Below are 18,799 nucleotides of genomic sequence, written 5' to 3'. Positions count from 1 at the left end.
GCGAGCCATTTCGAAGTGAACGATCGATGAACGGAAGCCGTCGGTAGTTTCTGGCGAACCGTTGGGATGGAAGGGAAATCAGATCACGGACTGCTCCGAGACCGGCAGGCACACGGTGAAGCGCGTGTCACCCGGCCGCGAGTCGACCCGCAGGTCGCCCTGATGCCGTTCGACGACGATGCGCCAGGAGATGTCCAGGCCGAGGCCGGTCCCCTGCCCCACCGGTTTCGTGGTGAAGAACGGCTCGAAGATCCGCTGCCGCACCTCCGCCGGGATCCCGGGCCCGGTGTCGCCGATCTCGACGTGCGCGTGATCGTCCACTCTGGACGTCCGCAGGGTCAGCGTGCCCTCTGCCCCCATGGCGCCGAGCGCGTTGTCGATGATGTTCGTCCACACCTGGTTCAGCTCGCCCGCGTACGCCGGGATCCTCGGCACCGCGTGGTCGTACTCCTTCACGACGCGGATCCCCGGCGCGATCTTGCCCGCCAGCATCACGAGGGTCGAGTCGAGGCCTTCGTGGACGTCGATCCACTGGTGCGGAGCGCGGTCCATCTGCGAGTACTGCTTGGCCTTGCCGACCAGCACCGAGATCCGGGTGGTCGAATCCTCGATCTCGCCCATCAGCATCTCGGTCTCGAGCGCGTACGCGAGCCAGCGGACGGCGCCGTCGAGGAAGGTCTCCCCGACCGAGTCGAGCAGCCGGTCGAGATCCGGCACCGTCAGCCCGGCGCGGACGTAGATGTCGGCGAGATCCCAGCCCTGGTCGATGCCGTGGTCGTCGAACCAGTCGCCGATCTCGTCCTCGCGGTCGGCCTGCCGCATCGCGGTCAGCTTCGGCGCCGACGCGACTTGTTTGACCAGCTGTTCCTGGATGTCGAGCAACTGCTCCAGCAGCGTCGGGTCGACGTTCTTCTTCGCCAGCATCGCCAGCTTGTGCCGCATCCCGGCGACCCGCTCCCGCAGCGACGCCGTCGCGCGGACGGCGGCGGCCGCCGGATTGTTGAGTTCGTGGGTCAGCCCGGCGGACAGTTCGCCGAGCGCCAGCAGCCGCCGTCGCGAACCGATGACGGTGTCGCTGTTGCGCCAGCCGAGGTACATGCCCTCCAGCAGATGCGTCGCCATCGGGAACCAGCGGCGGAACTCGGTGGCGAATTCGGCCGCGGGCAGGGTCAGGAAGGTGAGGTCGCTGACCGCGTGCACCGAAGCGCCGTAGGTGTGCTCGGTCTCCTGGTGCACGAAGAACTGCGTCGCACCGCAGTAGGCGCCGCGCTGATCGGACCGGATCGTCTCGACCTCGGTACCGCCGACGAGCCGCGTCATCCGCAGCGCGCCCGAGAGCAGGAGATAGAAGCAGGTGGCCGGTTCACCTTCGCGGATGACCGTCTCGCCGCCGGTGTAGTGCTCCAGCACGGCGTGCTCGTCGATCCAGTCGAGCTGTTCCTCGCTGAGGTGCTCGAAGAGGAAGAGCCCGCGCAGTTCCTCCCTGGGCAGAACGCTCATTGCTCCTCCAGATAACGGTGGACCAGGGTGACCGCCATGGCACCTTCGCCGACGGCCGACGCGACGCGCTTCACCGACGCCGCCCGGACGTCACCCGCCACGAACACGCCCGGGATGGACGACTCCAGGTAGTGCGGGTCGCGGTCCAACGGCCAGCCCGGCGGCGGGCCGCCCTCGGTGAGCAGATCGGGGCCGGTGCGCACGAAACCGTGGTCGTCACGCTGGATCTCCGTGCCGAGCCAGTCGGTACGCGGGGCCGCTCCGATGAAGATGAACAGGTGCCCGGTGGGCACGGTCTCGGTCGCGCCGCCGTTCTCGCACAGGGTCAGCCGTTCGAGGTGATCGTCGCCGTGCGCCTCGACCACCGTGGTCCGGGTGCGGACGTGGATGTTCCCGATCCCTGCGATCTGCTCGATCAAGTAGTGCGACATGGACGCTTCGAGCGACTGGCCGCGGACGAGGATGGTGACGTCGGCGGCGTGCTTGGAGAAGAACACGGCCGCCTGCCCCGCCGAGTTCGCGCCGCCGACGATGTAGACGTGCTCGCCCTTGCACTCGGGCGCCTCGGTCGCGGCCGAGCCGTAGTACACACCGCGGCCGGCGAGTTCGGCGACGCCGGGAGCCTCCAGCGCCCGGTAGGTGACGCCGCTGGCCAGCACCACGGAATGCGCCGAGATCTCGGTGCCGTCGCCGAACATGACCACGCGCGCGGAACCGCGGGCCTCCAGGCCCACGACGTCGCGGGCGGTGAGCACTTCGGCGCCGAACTTGAGCGCCTGCCGCCGCGCGCGGTCGGTGAGCTGCGCGCCGGAAACGCCGTCCGGGAAGCCGAGGTAGTTCTCGATGCGGGAGCTGGTGCCGGCCTGTCCGCCGGTCGCCTTGCGCTCGACGATGACGGTCCGCAGGCCCTCCGACGCGCCGTACACGGCCGCCCCGAGGCCCGCGGGCCCGCCGCCGATCACGATCAGGTCGTAGAACTCCTGCGCCGGGCGCGTGGACAGGCCGACGGCGTCGGCGAGCTCCGGCCCGGACGGCTGGCGCAGCACCGTGCCGTCTGGGGTGACCAGCACCGGGATGTCCTGCGGCGCCGCGTCGGCCGCGTCGAGGATCCGGCGGCCCTCGTCGTCGTCGACGGAGTACCAGCGGTACGGCACGGCGTTGCGCGCCAGGAAGTCGCGCAGGTGGAACGACGGCGAGGAGTACCGGTGGCCGATGAGCTTGATCTCGTCGACCGGCCGCTCCCCCACCGCGCGCCAGGTCTCCACCAGCGCGTCGACGACCGGATAGAGCTTCTCCTCCGGCGGGTCCCACGGCTTGAGCAGGTAATGGTCGACGTCCACGACGTTGATCGCCTGGATCGCGGCGTCGGTGTCGGCGTAGGCGGTCAGCAGCGCGCGGCGCGCGTTCGGGAACAGGTCCATCGCCTTCTCGAGGAAGACGATGCCGTCCATCTGCGGCATCCGGTAGTCGGCGAGGATCGCGGCCACGGCGTCGCCGCGCAGCTTGATCTCGCGCAACGCTTCGAGGGCGTCGGCACCGGAATCGGCCCGGATGATCCGGTAGTCCTTTCCGTACCTTCTGCGCAGGTCACGGGCGACCGAACGGGACACGGCGGGATCGTCGTCGACGGTCAACAGGATCGGCTGGCTCACCGGATCAGCCTATTACGTTCGATCCATGCTGACCGAAGCCGAAGAAGTGATTCACGCCCGTGCCGCCGTCGCGTGCGAGGCGGCCACCGCGGCGGGGCTTCCCGGCCGTTTCGAGGCTTGGCGTGAAGACGGCCTGCTGGCGGTCCTGGCCACGGCGCCGGACTTGCGGTTCCTGCGCACGATCTCCGGGATCACCGAGGAGAACCTGCCGCGGGCCGTCCGGTTGGCCGGGGCGTCGTGCTGGAACGGCGCCCCGCCGACGCTGGTGCTGCCGCCGGGCCTGCTCCCCGTCACCGGTCTCGTACCCGCCGGCGTCCGTCCGATCGCGACTCTTCCGCTCGCAGAATTCGCGCCGCCGGACGCGGACGTCGACGACTCACCCGACCTCGATACTTTCCTTCGCGTCCTGCTCGGCGGGTACGAAAGCGACGACGTCGTGACGGCGTTCATGGCCGCCGAACACGCCGACCCGCGAATCAGGCGGTCGCTGCTGGTCGAGGACGGGGTGCCGATCTCCGCCGCGGCCCTGAGTGCGCACGGTCCGGGCGTCGTCCTCGGCGGGTCCGCCACTCCACGGGCGCATCGCGGCAAAGGCGCACAAGCACGGCTGCTCCTCCACGGCCTGGCGGCGGCCGCTCGCGAAGGTCACCGGTTCGCCGTCGCGACCGCGGTGGGAGGTTCGCCGAGCCTGTCGAATCTTCGCCGCGCCGGAGCCCGGGTCCACACGCGGCGGGCTTTCAGGCTCGGGTGAGTTTCCGCAGCCGGAAGGCCAGCACGAGCAGCATCACGCCGTACAGCAGGGCGTAGATCCCGACCAGGAGGGCGATCCCGTACGCGCCGGCGATCGGGTTGAACACGATCACGATGCCCGCGATCAGGGAGAGCGCGCCCGCCGCGATGAGGAACGCCTCGCCCTCGATCTGCTTGCGCAGCCGGATCGCCGCGACGATCTCGACGATACCGGTGAAGATCGCCCAGAAGCCGACCAGAAGGGCCAGCACCAGCACGGTGATCCCCGGCCAGATCAGGACCAGGACACCGGCGATGATCCCGAACGCGCCGAGCACTCCGTAGGCGGCGCGATGAGCGGCATCGCCCGGCCGGAAGGCCTGCATGATGCCGCCGATGCCGTCGAATATCGCGTAGATGCCGTAGAGGATCGCGAGGGCGAGGACGGTCGTTCCCGGCCAGATCAACGCGAGAACGCCGAAGAGGATGGCGAAAACCCCGCGCACGGCGGCGAGCGGCCAGGCCAGGCGGGGTTCGACGACGGTGAGACCGACGAGAGGCATGCCCCGAGTATCGGAGCGCCGGTGGGCTTACGCGCGGCACGCCACCCGTAGGGGTGAAAGGTCCGGTGCGCGCCGCGACCGCCATCACGGCGCGCACCGGGGTCATCAGGGATAAGCGACCAGGTTGGCCACGTTCGATCCCGAATTGGCCGGTCCACCGCGGTCGTTGATGACCCGCGCGATGGTCCCGTTCCCGCCGAGGGAGACGGCGACCATGCTGCGGAACCGCACGTTCGCGTTGTTCGGCACCTCGATCGCGCGATCCGCCACCACACTCGGATTCACGTTGAAGAAGCAGTAGCTGCCGAGCCCGTAGGCCTCGTGGTTCGTCACCGAGTTCGCCACCTTGTAGGCCGCGTAACCCCGCGTCGAGCCGTTCATCCAGGCGGCCTGATTCGGTGGGTCGTAAGGCATTTCGTTCTGGTAGAAGTACGTCCGGCCGCGTTCGCCGTTCCAGATCGTCTGGTACTTCTGGTAATGCTCGACGAACAGGCCGTACATCGTGACGTCGTCACCGTTGACGATCAGGCCGGTGTCGGCGGTGTTGGTGTTCCATCCGACCCCGCTGCCGTGGTCGGCGCGCCAGATCCACAGGTGGTCGCCGATGACGTCGTCGCTGTTGACCACCAGGCTGTTCGTGGCCTTGCCGACGCCCGCCCCGCCGATGCGGAAGAACACGTCGTGCAGCGAAGTCGGGTTGGCCGCGTGGTCCTGCGCGGAATTCGCCGGGCCGACCTCCATCAGCATGTTCGAGTTCGTGGTGCCCGCGTCGATCAGCACGCCGGCGATCTTGACGCCGTCGACGTCGGCCACCGTCATCGCGGTGATGCCGTTGTCCGGGATCAGCGTCGCCAGGCCGAGGCCGAGCACGACCGTGTCAGGCCGGGTGACGCGCAGCGTCTCGTTGAGGTGGTAGACGCCCGGCGTGATCAGGAGATCCTTGCCTTCGGCGAGTGCCGCGTTGAGCTGCGACGCCGTCGTGCCGGGCTTGGCGATGAAGAACCGGCTGATCGGCAGCGAAGAGCCCTGCTGACCGGCGCCCCACGTGATGCCGGAGGCGTTGGTCCGCTTGGAAGGCACGAAGACCTGGTACGCGCCCGCGGCGTCGACGTAGAGGAACGGCTTCTCCCGCACGACCGGCGTCGTGTTCACCGTGGTGTACGGCGGATTGGGGAAGCTCGTCGACGGCGCACCGCCGACTCCCGCGAACACCATGTTCCAGTTGGAGCCGCTCCAGCTCCCGAACTGCGAGTTGCGCGAGATCCACTGCTGCTGCGAGCCGGACCGCACCTGGCCGTCGACCTTCACGTCGGACATCCAGCCGCCGCTGGACCAGCCGCCGTCATCGAGCTGCAGATTGCCGCGGACATGCATGCGGCGGTACGGCGCGGCTTGCGAAACGGCCCACCGATCGGTGCCACCGGCCGGATTGACGGACAGGTTTTCCGCGCCACGCCAGAAGTTCTGCGTCGCGTTGCCCTGGAACCAGTCGGCCTCCGCGTGCACCGCGCCGTTGATCGTCACGTTGTCGGGAGACAGGCCGAGCCCCAGCACCTGCGTGTAGAACCCGACGTTCACGTCGACGTTGTACGAGCCGGGCTTGAACAGCAACGCCTTCCGGTTCGAGCCGAACTGGCTGGTCTCCTGCTGTGAGAACACGCTGTTCACTTGCGACTGGATCGCCGACTGCGACATCCCCGGATCGAAGACGAGCACGTTCGGCCCGAGGTCGGGATTCGCGGTGCCGGAGACCGGGGTGAGCCGGAACGACTGGGCGCCGGTGCCGTTGCAGGCGTACTGCTGAAGCTGGGTGCTGTCCTGGGTCGACAGGCCGGGGATGTCCAGGCACTTGCCACTGTTGCGGCTCACGAAGTGATACGCCCCACCCGATTCCTCGACCGGCTGCCACTGCTGGTTGTTCCCGCCGCCGTAGGCCCACAGGTGGATCAGCCCGCCGTCGGCCGTCGACACCTCGGCGACGTCCCACACCTGCGCCGGGGCGTTGCGTGTGTTGACCCGGTAGTAGCCGTCCGAGGTGGGCTCGAACTGCCACTGCTGGGAAAAGGTCTGGTTGCAGGCGTACTGCTGGACGACCGTCCCGTTCGCTGTGCCGGCGGCACGCGCGTCCACGCACTTCCCACCGGTGGTCGACACGGTGTACCAGGTGTCGGGAACGATGGCCGCCTGCGCTGCCGGAGCCACCACCAACAGCGCTCCGAACAGGGAAAACAGGGCTATCAGGGCTGCTCTGGCCCTCATCAGGATCTCCTCCGCGTCATTCGGGCAGGGCGAGCTGAGGCGGAGCCCAGTGGAGACGCGGCGTAGCGGGCGGGGACCTCGGCGTCACGATGGTCGAAAACGTAACGGCGGTCACACGCGGAGTCAATACACGGCTAAAAATAAGTCGCGAAGATGCAGGTCACGGAGGTTTGCGGCACCCGTGGCCGCATAGAGTGACCCCCGCGTGAACCGCCTCCGCGGGCGGTGTAATGTATGGACACACGAGATGCGGAGAACAAATCCGCTCCGGGGCTATGGCGCAGCTGGTAGCGCACCTCACTGGCAGTGAGGGGGTCAGGGGTTCGAGTCCCCTTAGCTCCACAACACGAAACACCGCCCACCTGGCAGATCCGCCGAGGTAGGGCGGTTTTTTCGTTGCACCTTGGCTTGAGAATCGGCGCGGCCAACTTCAGTTACCGGAGCAAATCTGGAGCACGCCGTCTCACCTCCGCCAAATGGGGTCACATCGCCTGCTTCAGCCATGTAACCGACCAGATGGTCCTGGCCTTGGCCCCGTACCGACGCAAGTCCATCCACACCGACGAGCTGCAGATTCCCTCGGATCAAAAGGGCACGCGGGTGATCTCGGTTCATGACGGCCGTCCGCCGAACTGCCAGTTGTGGACCTCGATGTCGGCGTACCGGTCAGGGGTGAGGACGGCGCGTGCGGTGTCCGGGTCCGGTGCCCGGACCAACGCGGCTGTGCCCAACCACCTTGTGTCGTTGTCGGACATCAGCGGCCCATACGCGATCAGCTCGTTTCGATCGGGCGGCAGGGCGAGGTCGGCTGCCCGTCCCGTGCCGAGGCCGAGCACCAGATACCGGTTGCCACCGGTGCGGCCACCGGGGAAATCCCACATGGTGCGCCCCAGCGTGTTGTGCCATCGGCGCAGCAGCACGTCTCGGTAAACGCCGGCCTGGTAGTTGGGCTCGTCGAAGGCGAACGCGCGGGCGGCGGCGGGATCTGGCAGGTCGAGGATGTGCACGCTGCCGGTGGGCGTGTCGCCGTCGCTAGCGAGGGTCGGCCCGCGGGCGATCATCTCCGTCGCGTACCGGTCCATGTAGGACCAGTGCTCTTCCAGCAGCTCTTTGCGCAGCGCCATGGAGCCGGGCCGATCACGGTGGTAGCAGAAGAACTCCATGCCCACAGTGTCCACCCACCCTGCACCACCCCGCCCCGTAATTGATCGGATGCCGCTTGGAGCGAGACGGCTGATGCCGGGGTGTGTTCGTCGGGTCGCTCGGCGAGTTCGCCGTCCTACGCCGTCACCGCGCCCAGGTCCTCACATCTCAATGCTCTCCAGCCACGACGTCTCGCGATCCTCTGCGGTACTGCCCTCGGCTATTCCAGATCTCTCATCCCTGGGGCGTTTCTGAAGTAGTGTGCTCCATCCTGCCGTTGCAGTCGCTCGTCGCTCCCCGGTCATCTGGGGCACATCGACCGCTCCAGCCATGGACCCCGAACGGGGACCCAGCAGCGGGCGGACCACCTACCGCGGATCTTCACCGAACTCGACGTCGACGACCGTACCGTCGCCGACGTCGATTCGATCCGAAACGCCGGTCATGGCGCGGAAACGCAGCTCCACGTAGCGGGCACCCAGGGGGACGCCGGGCCGTGCGATCCGGCGAGCTGGTCGTCGTCGGTGACCGCGGAGATCCTGCTGGCCGGGGCGAAGTCGCCGGTGAAGGTTCGATTCCGCCAGATGCCGAGCGTGTGCGAGCCGGCGTCGTTGAAATACCACGCTGCGAGCAGGCCGTTCGCGTTGATGCCCATCGCGACGGTCCCCGGTGTCTTGCCCAGGACGGCACCGGTGTTCACGTCCCACTCGATGAGCTGCTCACCCTGGGTCCATGACAGGCCGACGATCCGCTCGCCCTGGTATCGCTGGATGACGAGATCGCCGTACCCGGCCAGCTGCCGGGTCGAACCGTCGGGCGACCACACCAGCCCGGGCTCGGTCACCACCCGGCCCGCGTTGTCGATACCGACCGCTTTGCCGTCGGCGATGATCCGGTAACTGCCGGGAGTGTTCGCCGGCCAGAGGATGACCTGGTAGGGCACTCGTCCATCACCGATGTACCCCACGATGTCACCGGACTCGTTGATGGCGGTGGCAGTGGCCCTCACCCCGGGCGGGCTCGGCAGGGTCTCGTAAACGCCTTCGTGGTAACGGAATCCCGCGCTGACGTCGCTCGAGGACTGATACCCCACGACCTCGCCGCGGCCACTGATGGCGGAGAACTGGAGCGTGGCGCCGTTCGGCGGCTGCGGCATTTCGACGACCTCGCGGTTGTGCCACAGCACGTTCACGCGTTTGTTCTCCTTCCACACCGACCCGGCGAGGTACCCGTTCGGTCCGGCGACGGCCACCGAGCCACCGTTGGCTCCGACGGGGACGGGCAGGTCGGAGGCGACCCAGGTGCAGGGCGCCACCGAGGGGGTGGCGGCCGCGGTGATGGGAAGGGCGGTGGTGACGGCGAACGCGAGCGCCGCGCCGAGTACGGCGCTTAGTACGGCCTTACGCATGGAATACCCCTTGGAACGCGGGAAGCTGTCTACGAGATCACGCACGACTGGCCGCTTTGGTTGCCTTGGCCACCGACGAGTGTGCGGGGGATGCTGCCCCTCGCCGGATGACGACATCCGGCAGGTATGTCCACAGAGGACTATCGGCAGGAGTCGGGAACGGTCGGCGAACCGTCGGATATTTTCGGCTGCCGAACAGCCGGAATCGGCGAATCGCTCACCACCTGGTTCGCCTGGTTTCCCGCGAAGCCCCGCTGAAACCGGATTGAAGCCGGGGCTACGCACGATTCCGCCTATCTGTCCACTGGGGGACACGGGAGGAACGACGATGCGTGAACGGATGCGCTCGAGAACGAGACGTTGCCTGACCCTCGCGGTCGCCGCGCAACTGGGCGCGTCCCTGTTGCTGGCCATGGCCGCGCCCGCCGCATCGGCCGCCGGACCGTCGACGAATCTCACGAACGTCCCTTCCGTACCGGTGACGAGCCCGTCGTGGCGGACCATCGGCACCGACCACGCCTCGGCGAACGCGCTGACCGGCAACCAGGCCCTCAAACCCGCGCAGGAAGGCGCGGGAACGGCGACGGCGACGCCACTGTCGCCGTCGGCGAACTGGTCGGTTTCGCCGCAGACCGGCGACTTCACCTGGTCATACCCGCTGCGGGTGCCGCCCGCGGCGGGCGGGCTGACGCCGGGTCTCGCGCTGTCCTACCGATCGTCCGCCGTGGACGGCCGGACGACGGTGACCAACAACCAGCCGTCGTGGGTCGGTGACGGCTGGTCGTTGTCCTCGGGATTCATCGAGCGCATGTACGGGGGTTGTTCGGCCGACACCGAGGGCGACGCGAAGCCGCAGGCGGCGGACCTGTGCTGGCGCAGCGACAACGCCACCGCGTCCTACGGCGGCGCCGGCGGAACGCTGATCCGTGACGACGCGACCGGGAAGTGGCGGCCGCGCTCCGACGACGGCTCGCGGATCGAGCGGTTCACCGGCGCGGACAACGGCGACAACGACGGTGAGCACTGGAAGATCACGACCGTCGACGGGACGCAGTACTTCTTCGGCACCGGCAAGGAATCGACCTGGACGGTGCCGGTGTTCGGCGACGACTCCGGCGAGCCCTGCCACGGCGCGACCTTCGACGCCTCGTCGTGCGCGCAGCCATGGCGGTGGAACCTGGACCGCGTGGTGGACCGCAACGGCAACGAGATGCGGTTCCACTACACCACCGAGTCGAACTCCTACGGCTTCAACGGCAAGGACGCCGCGGTCTCCTACACCCGCGGCGGGCACCTCGACCACATCGACTACGGCCTGCGCGACGGTGTCACCCAGCCGTCCGGACGAGTCGTCTTCACGACGGCGAACCGGTGCGTGCCGGGCAGCGACTGCCGTCCGGAAGCGCCCGGCAACTGGCCGGATGTGCCGTGGGAGGCCAAATGCGACAAGGCCACCTGCCCGGACGCGCACTCGCCGACGTTCTGGACCACGCAGCGGCTGGCGTCGGTGACCACGAAGGTGTGGCGTGGCAACGACTTCGGCGACGTCGACCGCTGGGAACTGGACCAGCAGTACCCCGACCCCGGTGACGGCGAGAAGGCCGCGCTGTGGCTCAAGGGCATCAAGCACATCGGCCTGGCGGGCGGAACCGCGGAGATGCCGTCGGTGACGTTCCACGGCACCCCGCTGTACAACCGGGTCGAGAAGCCGGGGGACGGCGTGTCGGAGCTGATCCGCTACCGGGTCAGCGGGATCGTGTCCGAGACCGGCGGGGTCACCTCGATCAGGTACGAGTCGGAGTGCAGGTCCGACAACCTTCCCGCGAATCCGGAAACCAACGACAAGCGGTGCTTCCCGGTGCGCTGGGCGAAGAAGTACATGGCCGAGCGGACCGACTACTTCCACAAGTACGTGGTCTCCTCGGTGACACGGACGGACCGGCTGCAGGTGGACGGCCAGCCGACCTCGACCTTCCCCGAAGAGACCACACGGTACGAGTACCTCGACGGCGCGGCCTGGCACTGGGACACCTCGGAGTTCACCAAGGACGACAAGCGGACCTGGAACGAGTTCCGCGGGTTCGGCCGGGTCCGCGTGCGGGCGGGCACGGCGGACGATCCGGCGGGTCCGATCACCATGACCGAGCAGCGGTTCCACCGCGGCATGGACGGCGATCACCTGCCTTCCGGCAAGCGGCAGGTCTCGGTGTCCGACACCGAAGGTGGCGTGCGCGCCGACTCCGACTGGCTGGCGGGCTCCGAATTCGAGACCGCGACGTTCGAGCGGGAAGGTCCTTCGAACCAGCCGGATCCGCCTAGGGTGAGCAAAACGATCACCGAGCCTTCGGTACAGGGCCCGACGGCGACACGCGGCTCGTACAAGGCGTACCTCGTGCGCACCGGCGTCGAGCGCGCGTACACGGCGGTAGGCACCGGATGGCGGCAGACGCGCACCGAGACCACCTACGACGAACTGGGTCTCCCGACCAAGGTGAACGACCTCGGCGATGTCGGCACGGCCGACGACGACCGGTGCACGCATACCGAGTACACGCGCAAGGACAACGCCTGGCTGATGAACCTGGCAGGCCACACCTGGTCGGATTCCGTCCACTGTGGAGCGACCGTGGAGTACCCGCGGGACGCGTTGTCGGACACCAAGACGACGTTCGACCCGTTCGGCAACGCGGTGAAGACGGAGATCGCGAAGGAGCGTCCGGCGGCCGATCCGGTGTACTTCACGATCGGGACGACGACCTACGACGTGCACGGCCGCGTCGCATCGACCACGGACGCGCTCGGCCGCACCACGACGACGGCTTACACCCCGGCGCTGGGCGGCCCGGTCACCAAGACCGTGGTCACCGGTCCCGGCACGACCGCCGTCCCGGGCGGGCTGGTGACGACCACGACGTTCGATCCGGCCTGGGGTGTCGCGACCCTGATCAGTGACCCGAACTCGAGAAAGAAGGAGACCCAGTACGACCCGCTCGGCCGCCCGGTCGCGGTGTGGACGCCGACCTGGACCAAGGCGGCTCACCCCGAGGTACCGGCCGTCCGGACCGCGTACCTGGTACGCGGGGACAAACCGACCGTGGTCACCTCGACCAGGATCGGCCCGACCGGCGCCGAGCATTCCTGGACCACGATCTACGACGGGCTGCTGCGCGCGCGGCAGGTGCAGCTGCCCGCGATCGGCGGCGGCCGGCTGCTCACCGACACGCGGCACGACTCGCAGGGCCGGGCGTGGAAGACCACCCAGCCGTACTACAACGACAAACCAGTCGACGACGCCTTGTGGGTGGCGTCCGATGTGGACGTCCCGGGACACACCCGGTCGCACTTCGACGGGGCCGGACGTGCCGACGCGTCGATCTACTTCGCGGGCGCGTTCGAAAAGCGGCGGACCACCACCGCGTACTTCGGCGACCACGTGGACGTCACCCCGCCCGCCGGGGGCACGCCGACCTCGACCTACACGAACGCGCGCGGCCAGGCGGTCGAGCTGCGCCAGCACGACGGGCAAGGCGGGTACGACTCGACCCGGTACACCTACGACAAGGCGGGCCGGACCGCGACGATGACCGACCCTTCGGGCGCGGTCTGGCGATTCGGGTACGACTTCCTCGGCCGTCAGACCACCAGTGAGGATCCGGACAGCGGCACGATCACGAAGACCTACGACGACGCCGGGCAGATCCTCACCGCGCGGGACGCGCGGGGTGAGGTGCTGGCCTACAGCTACGACGCCCTCGGCCGCCCGACGGCGAAGTTCTCGGGCTCCGTCGGCGGGAAGAAGCTGACGGAATGGACGTACGACACGGTGACGAAGGGCAAGGGAAAACCCGCGTCGTCGACCTCGTTCGTGGACGGAAGGGCGTACACCTCGAAGGTGCTCAGCTACGATCCCGCCTACCGGCCCACCGGGACGTCCGTGATCATCCCGGCCGAGGAAGGCCTGCTCGCGGGAACGTACGACTCCTACACCGGGTACAACCCGGACGGGGGCCTGTCCAGCCAGTCGTACCCGGCGGCCGGTGAGCTGCCCGCGGAGACCGTCAGCTTCGGATATCACGAACTCGGGCCGTTGGCCACCAGCTGGGGCGGTTACGAAGGCTCGACCGTCGAACTGGTGTCGGCGACCGACTTCACCCGCTACAGCGAGGTGCAGCGGGTCACCCTGGGGAGCGGGACGAAGCGGGTCTGGTTGTCGCGGTACTACGACGACAGCGACCGGCGGCTGACCCGGTCCGTCGTGGACGCCGAAACGCCGTCGCCGATGCTGTCCGACCTGCACTACGGCTACGACCCGGCCGGTTCCATCACGTCGATCGCGGACAAGTTCAACGGCGATGTCCAGTGTTTCCGCATGGACGGCCTCCAGCGGCTCACGGAGGCGTGGACGCCCGCTTCGGCATGCGACGCCGATCCGTCCGTGGCGAGTCTGCGGGGCCCGGCGCCGTACTGGCAGTCGTTCACCTACGACAAGGCCGGCAACCGGGCAACGGAGACACAGCACGCCGCCGCGGGCGACGTCGTCCGGACCTACACCGGTCAGGTTCCCGGACACGCCCACGCCCTCGGCTCGGTGACCGGGCCAGGCGGTGTCACCTCGTACGCCTACGACGCCGCCGGTCAACTCGCTTCGCGGACGTCAGGTGACGTCGCGGAGACGTTCAAGTGGAATGAGACGGGCAAGCTCGCGTCGGTGGCGAAGGGAGACAAGGCGACCTCGTTCGTGTACGGCCCGTCCGGCGACAGGCTGATCCGACGCGACCCGACCGGAACGACGTTGTACCTGGGCAATCAGGAACTGCGGCTCTCGGCGTCGGGTGGCAACCCGACGGTCACCCGGTACTACGGCCACGGCGGCCAGGCGATCGCGATGCGCCAGGGTCGCGGAGCACTGACGTGGCTGGCATCGGATCACCAGAGCACCGCGCGGACGGCGGTGGACTCCGGCACGCTGGCGGTCACCAACCGACGTCAGCTGCCGTTCGGCGGCCCGCGTGGCGAGGCGTCGGCCTTCCCGGGGGAACGCGGGTTCGTCGGCGGGACCAAGGACGCGAGTACCGGCCTGACCCACCTCGGCGCCCGGGAGTACGACCCGGACACCGGCCGGTTCATCTCGGTCGACCCCGTGCTGGACGCGGGGGACCCGCAGCAGCTCAACGGGTACGCCTACAGCAACAACAGCCCGATCACGAGGAGTGACCCGTCCGGTCTGCTGTCCTGCCCCGACGGCGACTGCCGGAACGGTAAGAGCGGGTCGCGAGCACCGGCGAAGTCCACGCCCGCGCCGCCCGCGCAGGCGCAGCCCGTCACTCCGTGGGGAGCGCCCGCACCGGCTCGGCGGACGACGCCGTACAAGTCGGGAGTGGTGTCCCGCAAGGACCAGGAGGACGTCACGTTCTGGCAGATCCCCATCGAGTCGTACGTGATCGACACGGTCTGTGGCGGGAGTCCGCCCAAAGCGGTCGCGGCGGGCAACCTCGAATGCATGGCCGCCAACGCGTGGCGCGAGAACAACGTCACCAGGGCCATCGTTAAGGAGGACATCAGGAAGCAGCGAGTCAAGGAGGCGTCCGAGAAGACGGGCATCGCGCCGCCGCCGTACACCCCGGGTGGAGGACTGCTGTTCTCTTGCGTGTCCGGATCCGCCGGTGAGGGCATCGTCCTCGGTGTCGAGACCTGCATCGACTCCAGTGGCGACATCACGGACGGCTGGAAGATCGGCTTCGGCTTCACCACGGGTGTCGCGATTTCGAACTCGCTCAAGTACGCGGTCGATCAGAAATCCATGGGCGAAGCGGCCGGACCGGCGCTGTTCGTGGAGGGCAGCCTCCTGGTCGTCGACGGATCGGTGTCGCGCAGCGTCGAGGACTACACCTGGGACGACCGGAAGCAATGGATCTGCTTCGGGATGACCGAGGACTGTCCCCAAGGGGCCGACCGGACCTGGGCGAAGATGACGGACAAGTACACATTCGGAGGTGGCGCGGCCGCGCTCGAATGGAATCGCCGTAACGCGCCCCAGTTGGATATGAACTGGAAAGGCAAAAAGATCGGTTGGTCACTCACCGCCGGGTTCGAATGTTCCTGGCTGCGGTCCGCGCCCGACTACCGCTGCACCGGCTGACAACCGGCGAACCTCCCATCCCGGGCGATCCGGACGTACTCTTCCGACCACGGGCACATTCTCGATCCATGAGTGATGTGCCCGTGGAAGGGGAGAAACAGTGGAAGGATCCGGTCTCGGTTTCGGAATCCTCGGCCCGCTCGAGGTGACACGCGACGGTCTGCCGGTGGCGGTCGGCGGACCGAAGCTGCGTGTCGTCCTCGCGGCGCTGCTGCTCCGGGCGAACGCCACCGTGTCCTTGGACGAGCTCGCCGAGGATCTCTGGGGCGAACACCAGCCTCCGACGGCACGCAAGGCCGCCCAGCTCCACGCGTTGCGCCTGCGCCGGGTGCTCGGCGACAACGCCATGATCGAAACCCGCCCCGACGGCTACCTGATGCGCCTCGAACCGGCGCGGCTTGACCTGCTCCGGTTCCGGCAGCTCGTCGGCCGGGCGAAGACCGCGGAACCCGAAAGGGAACGGGAGCTCCTGGCCGAGGCGCTGGCCTGCTGGCGTGGCGACGCGCTGTCGGACGTGCCGGCCGAGTCGTTTCAGCGCGAAGCGGCCGTCCAGCTCGGCCAGGAACGGCTGCGGGCTCGCGAGCGTTATCTCGAAGTCAGCCTCGAACTGGGCAAACACGTCGAGATCATCGCCGATCTCGGCGCCCTCACCCGCGAGAATCCCTGGCGGGAACCAATGTGGGCGCTGCTGATCCTCGCACTGCACCGATCGGGGCGGAGAGCGGACGCGCTGGAGACCTACCGGACCGTGCACCGGATGCTCACCGACGAGCTGGGCGTCGAGCCGGGCATGCAGCTGCGCGCGGCCCATCAGGAGGTCCTCACCCAGCCGGACGACCTGCCCGCCACTCCCCCGGCGGGCTGCCAGCTACCGGCCGACCTGCCCACTTTCTCCGGGCGGACGTCGGACCTGGAGACGTTGGACGGGTTCCTGGCTTCGGCGCACCGGACCATGGCGATCGTCGGTCCCGGCGGCATCGGCAAGACCGCGCTGGCCGTCCAGTGGGCTCACCGCGTCCGCGACCGGTTTCCCGACGGTCAGCTGTTCGTCGATCTGCGCGGTTACGCGTCGACCTCCCCGGTGTCGAAGACCCAGGCCCTCACGCTTTGCCTGCGCGGCCTCGGTGTGTCGGGCGGGCAGGTGCCGGTGACGCTCGACGAACAGGTCGTGCTCTACCGGTCGCTGCTTGCCGGACGCCGGGTTCTCGTGGTGCTCGACAACGCCGCCGACGCCGATCACGTCCGCCCGCTGCTGCCGCCGAACTCGGGTTGCGTCGCGCTGGTGACCAGCCGTGGCGACCTGCGTGGCCTGACCGTCCTCAACGACGCCCGGGTGCTGAGCCTCGACGTGCTGACACCCCCGGACACGCGAGCGCTGCTCACCCAGCTGCTCGGCGAGGACGTCGTCGGCGCCGAGCCCGGAGCCGTCGGCCAGTTCGCCGATCTCTGCGGGCATCTGCCGCTGGCGCTGCGGATCGCGGCGGCGAACCTGGTCGGCGGGAAACACGCGTCCGTCGGGAGCTATGTGGCGACGTTACGAGCCGACCGCCTCGCCGAACTGGCCATCGAAGGCGACCCGGACATCGCGGTACAGGCCACGTTCCAGCTCTCCTACCAGGCGCTGGACGAACCCGCCCGGCGGGCGTTCCGGCTGCTCGGGCGGATACCCGGCCCGTCCTTCACGTTCGCGGCGGCCGTCGCGCTCGTCGGCCCGGCCGAACGGACACGCCGGTGGCTCGACCGGCTGGTCTCGGCCAATCTCCTGTCCCGGCGCAGCGCCGACCGCTACCAGTTCCACGATCTGCTCCGGGAGTTCGCGGCCGCGTGTGCCCGGGACGACGAGCCGTCGGGCGAGCTGGCCGCGGCCGATATCCGGTTGTACGACCACTACGCCGGCACGGCGGCCGCCGCTCACGAACGGCTGTTTCCGCTGGTCCGCAGGCTGCTGCCGACGGATCCAGTGGCCAGGGACGTGTTCGACGGCGACGAAGCGGCGATGCGCTGGCTCGACGAGGAGCGGCCGAACCTGGTCGCCGCCGCCGAGCGCGCGGCCATCTCTTCCGAGCTCCACGGCTACTGCCGGGAGCTGGCCGACGCGCTGCGCGGCTATTTCTCCGGCTGCGGATACGCCGCGGACGGCGTGGCGCTGGCGAACGCCGCGCTCAAGGCGGCGGACGCGGCCGCCGACACACGGGCCAAGGTTGTGGCGCTCGCCTTGCGCGGGATGATCGCCTACAACGTCAGCGACTACGACGACGCCGTGGTCCAGGTCACCGGCGCGCTGGCGCTCTGCGGCCAGGACCAGGTGGCGGAGGTGGAATGCCGGCATTTCCTCGGCCGGGTGTACGCGCAACTCGGGAAGCCGCACGAGGCGAAGCGCCACCACGAGCGCGCGCTCGCGGTCGCACGGCGGATCGGCGATGAGCGGACCGAGGCCAGGGAGATCAACTACGTCGGCGTCGCCCTCCTGTCCCTCGGGCGGATCGACTCCGCGATCGCTTGTCACACGAAAGCGGTCGAACTCAGCTCACGAATCGACAACCACCACATCTCGCTGATCGCCCTGAACGGGCTCGGCCTCGCCCACTGGACCGCCGGACGGCTCCGCGAAGCCGCCGAATACCACGAGGAAAGCGTCCGGCTCTGTAAACAATGGGGCCTGCGGCATTACGGCAACGCGGCACTGGTGTGCCTGGCCGAAACCCTTTGCGATCTCGGCCGGTACGCCGAAGCCGACGACGTGGCCAGGGAGGCACTGGTACAGGGCCAGGAGGTCGGCGAACGCCGCCTTGAAGCCGGCGCGCTGGAAATCCTCGCCACCGCCGCCCGGCGCCGCGGGCGGCTCGCGGAAAGCATCGAAGGCTACACGGCGGCGCTGAGTCTGTCCCGGGCGATCAATTTCCGCTACGGCGAGGTGTCGATTCTCATCGGCCTGGCCGCCGCGCATCGTGCCACCGGCGATCCCACCGGCGCCGTCGCGCACGCGGAACTCGCGCTGACGAAGATGAACGAGACCGGAATGCGGGTCCTCGAATGCGCGGCGCTGACCGAATTGGCCGCCGCCCAGCTGGACCTTGGCGACCTCGACGCGGCGAACCGCCAGGTCGAACGCGCGCTGAAGATCGCGAAGGAAGACGGCCAGCGCCTGAGCCAGGCCCGAGCCCTCCTGGTCGCCGAAAGGATTCGCGACTTCAACGGAGAAGCGGCCGCGGCGCGGGAGAACCGGACGTCCGCGCTGGCGATACTCCGGGAGCTGGGCGTTCCGGAGTCCGAGTGATAAAGGCCGTCAGAACCAAAGGTGTTTCAGGTACCTACTGAATGTGGCGGCAGTTGGTCGCAGGTCCGTGAAGGCCTCCTTGCCTACTCTGAAGGTAGGGAAGGACGACCCGTGCGATTTCCTCGTCGA

General features: G+C 68.6%; 9 protein-coding genes and 1 tRNA gene. 4 read left to right on the top strand and 6 right to left on the bottom strand.

Annotated elements, in window-relative coordinates:
* Nucleotides 1–78 precede the first annotated feature (78 nt).
* A complete protein-coding gene (locus LCL61_RS00510) occupies nt 79–1,500 on the bottom strand; it encodes an ATP-binding protein (RefSeq protein WP_340685007.1) in 1,422 nt (473 codons plus the stop codon).
* The gene (locus tag LCL61_RS00505; protein WP_340685006.1) at nt 1,497–3,152 is read right to left on the bottom strand and encodes an FAD-dependent oxidoreductase; all 1,656 of its coding nucleotides are present in this window, start codon (nt 3,150–3,152) and stop codon (nt 1,497–1,499) included. Before LCL61_RS00505 ends, LCL61_RS00510 begins: the two co-directional genes overlap by 4 nt.
* Nucleotides 3,153–3,177: 25 nt before the next feature.
* On the opposite strand from LCL61_RS00505, the gene LCL61_RS00500 reads away from it, so the two are divergent.
* Entirely contained in the window at nt 3,178–3,903 is a 726-nt protein-coding gene (locus LCL61_RS00500) for a hypothetical protein (protein WP_340685005.1), read from the top strand.
* Here LCL61_RS00500 and LCL61_RS00495 read toward each other — a convergent pair.
* Together LCL61_RS00495 and LCL61_RS00490 are read right to left on the bottom strand one after the other, a co-directional pair.
* Nucleotides 3,890–4,444, bottom strand: coding sequence for an HdeD family acid-resistance protein (locus tag LCL61_RS00495; protein WP_340685004.1), 555 nt, complete (start codon nt 4,442–4,444; stop codon nt 3,890–3,892). The genes LCL61_RS00500 and LCL61_RS00495 overlap by 14 nt on opposite strands.
* A gap of 105 nt (nt 4,445–4,549) precedes the next feature.
* Nucleotides 4,550–6,703, bottom strand: coding sequence for an RICIN domain-containing protein (locus tag LCL61_RS00490; RefSeq protein WP_340685003.1), 2,154 nt, complete (start codon nt 6,701–6,703; stop codon nt 4,550–4,552).
* A gap of 269 nt (nt 6,704–6,972) precedes the next feature.
* Between LCL61_RS00490 and LCL61_RS00485 the strand changes: the two genes are divergently transcribed.
* Nucleotides 6,973–7,045 (top strand) — tRNA-Ala (locus tag LCL61_RS00485).
* A gap of 269 nt (nt 7,046–7,314) precedes the next feature.
* Here the strand turns inward: LCL61_RS00485 and LCL61_RS00480 are convergent.
* Nucleotides 7,315–7,866, bottom strand: a complete 552-nt coding sequence (locus LCL61_RS00480) for a YciI family protein (protein ID WP_340688452.1) — start codon at nt 7,864–7,866, stop codon at nt 7,315–7,317.
* A gap of 422 nt (nt 7,867–8,288) precedes the next feature.
* Nucleotides 8,289–9,254: a hypothetical protein gene (locus LCL61_RS00475; RefSeq protein ID WP_340685002.1), complete on the bottom strand. Its 966-nt coding sequence runs from the start codon at nt 9,252–9,254 to the stop codon at nt 8,289–8,291.
* Between the two features lie 328 nt (nt 9,255–9,582).
* Between LCL61_RS00475 and LCL61_RS00470 the strand changes: the two genes are divergently transcribed.
* Nucleotides 9,583–15,393 (top strand): RHS repeat-associated core domain-containing protein, encoded by a 5,811-nt coding sequence (locus tag LCL61_RS00470; protein WP_340685001.1) that lies wholly within the window; start codon nt 9,583–9,585, stop codon nt 15,391–15,393.
* 100 nt (nt 15,394–15,493) lie between these two features.
* Nucleotides 15,494–18,670 (top strand): AfsR/SARP family transcriptional regulator, encoded by a 3,177-nt coding sequence (locus LCL61_RS00465; protein ID WP_340685000.1) that lies wholly within the window; start codon nt 15,494–15,496, stop codon nt 18,668–18,670.
* Nucleotides 18,671–18,799 lie beyond the last annotated feature (129 nt).

Source organism: Amycolatopsis coloradensis (genome assembly GCF_037997115.1).
Classification (GTDB): domain Bacteria; phylum Actinomycetota; class Actinomycetes; order Mycobacteriales; family Pseudonocardiaceae; genus Amycolatopsis; species Amycolatopsis coloradensis_A.
This window is presented reverse-complemented; position numbering and strand designations above follow the sequence as displayed.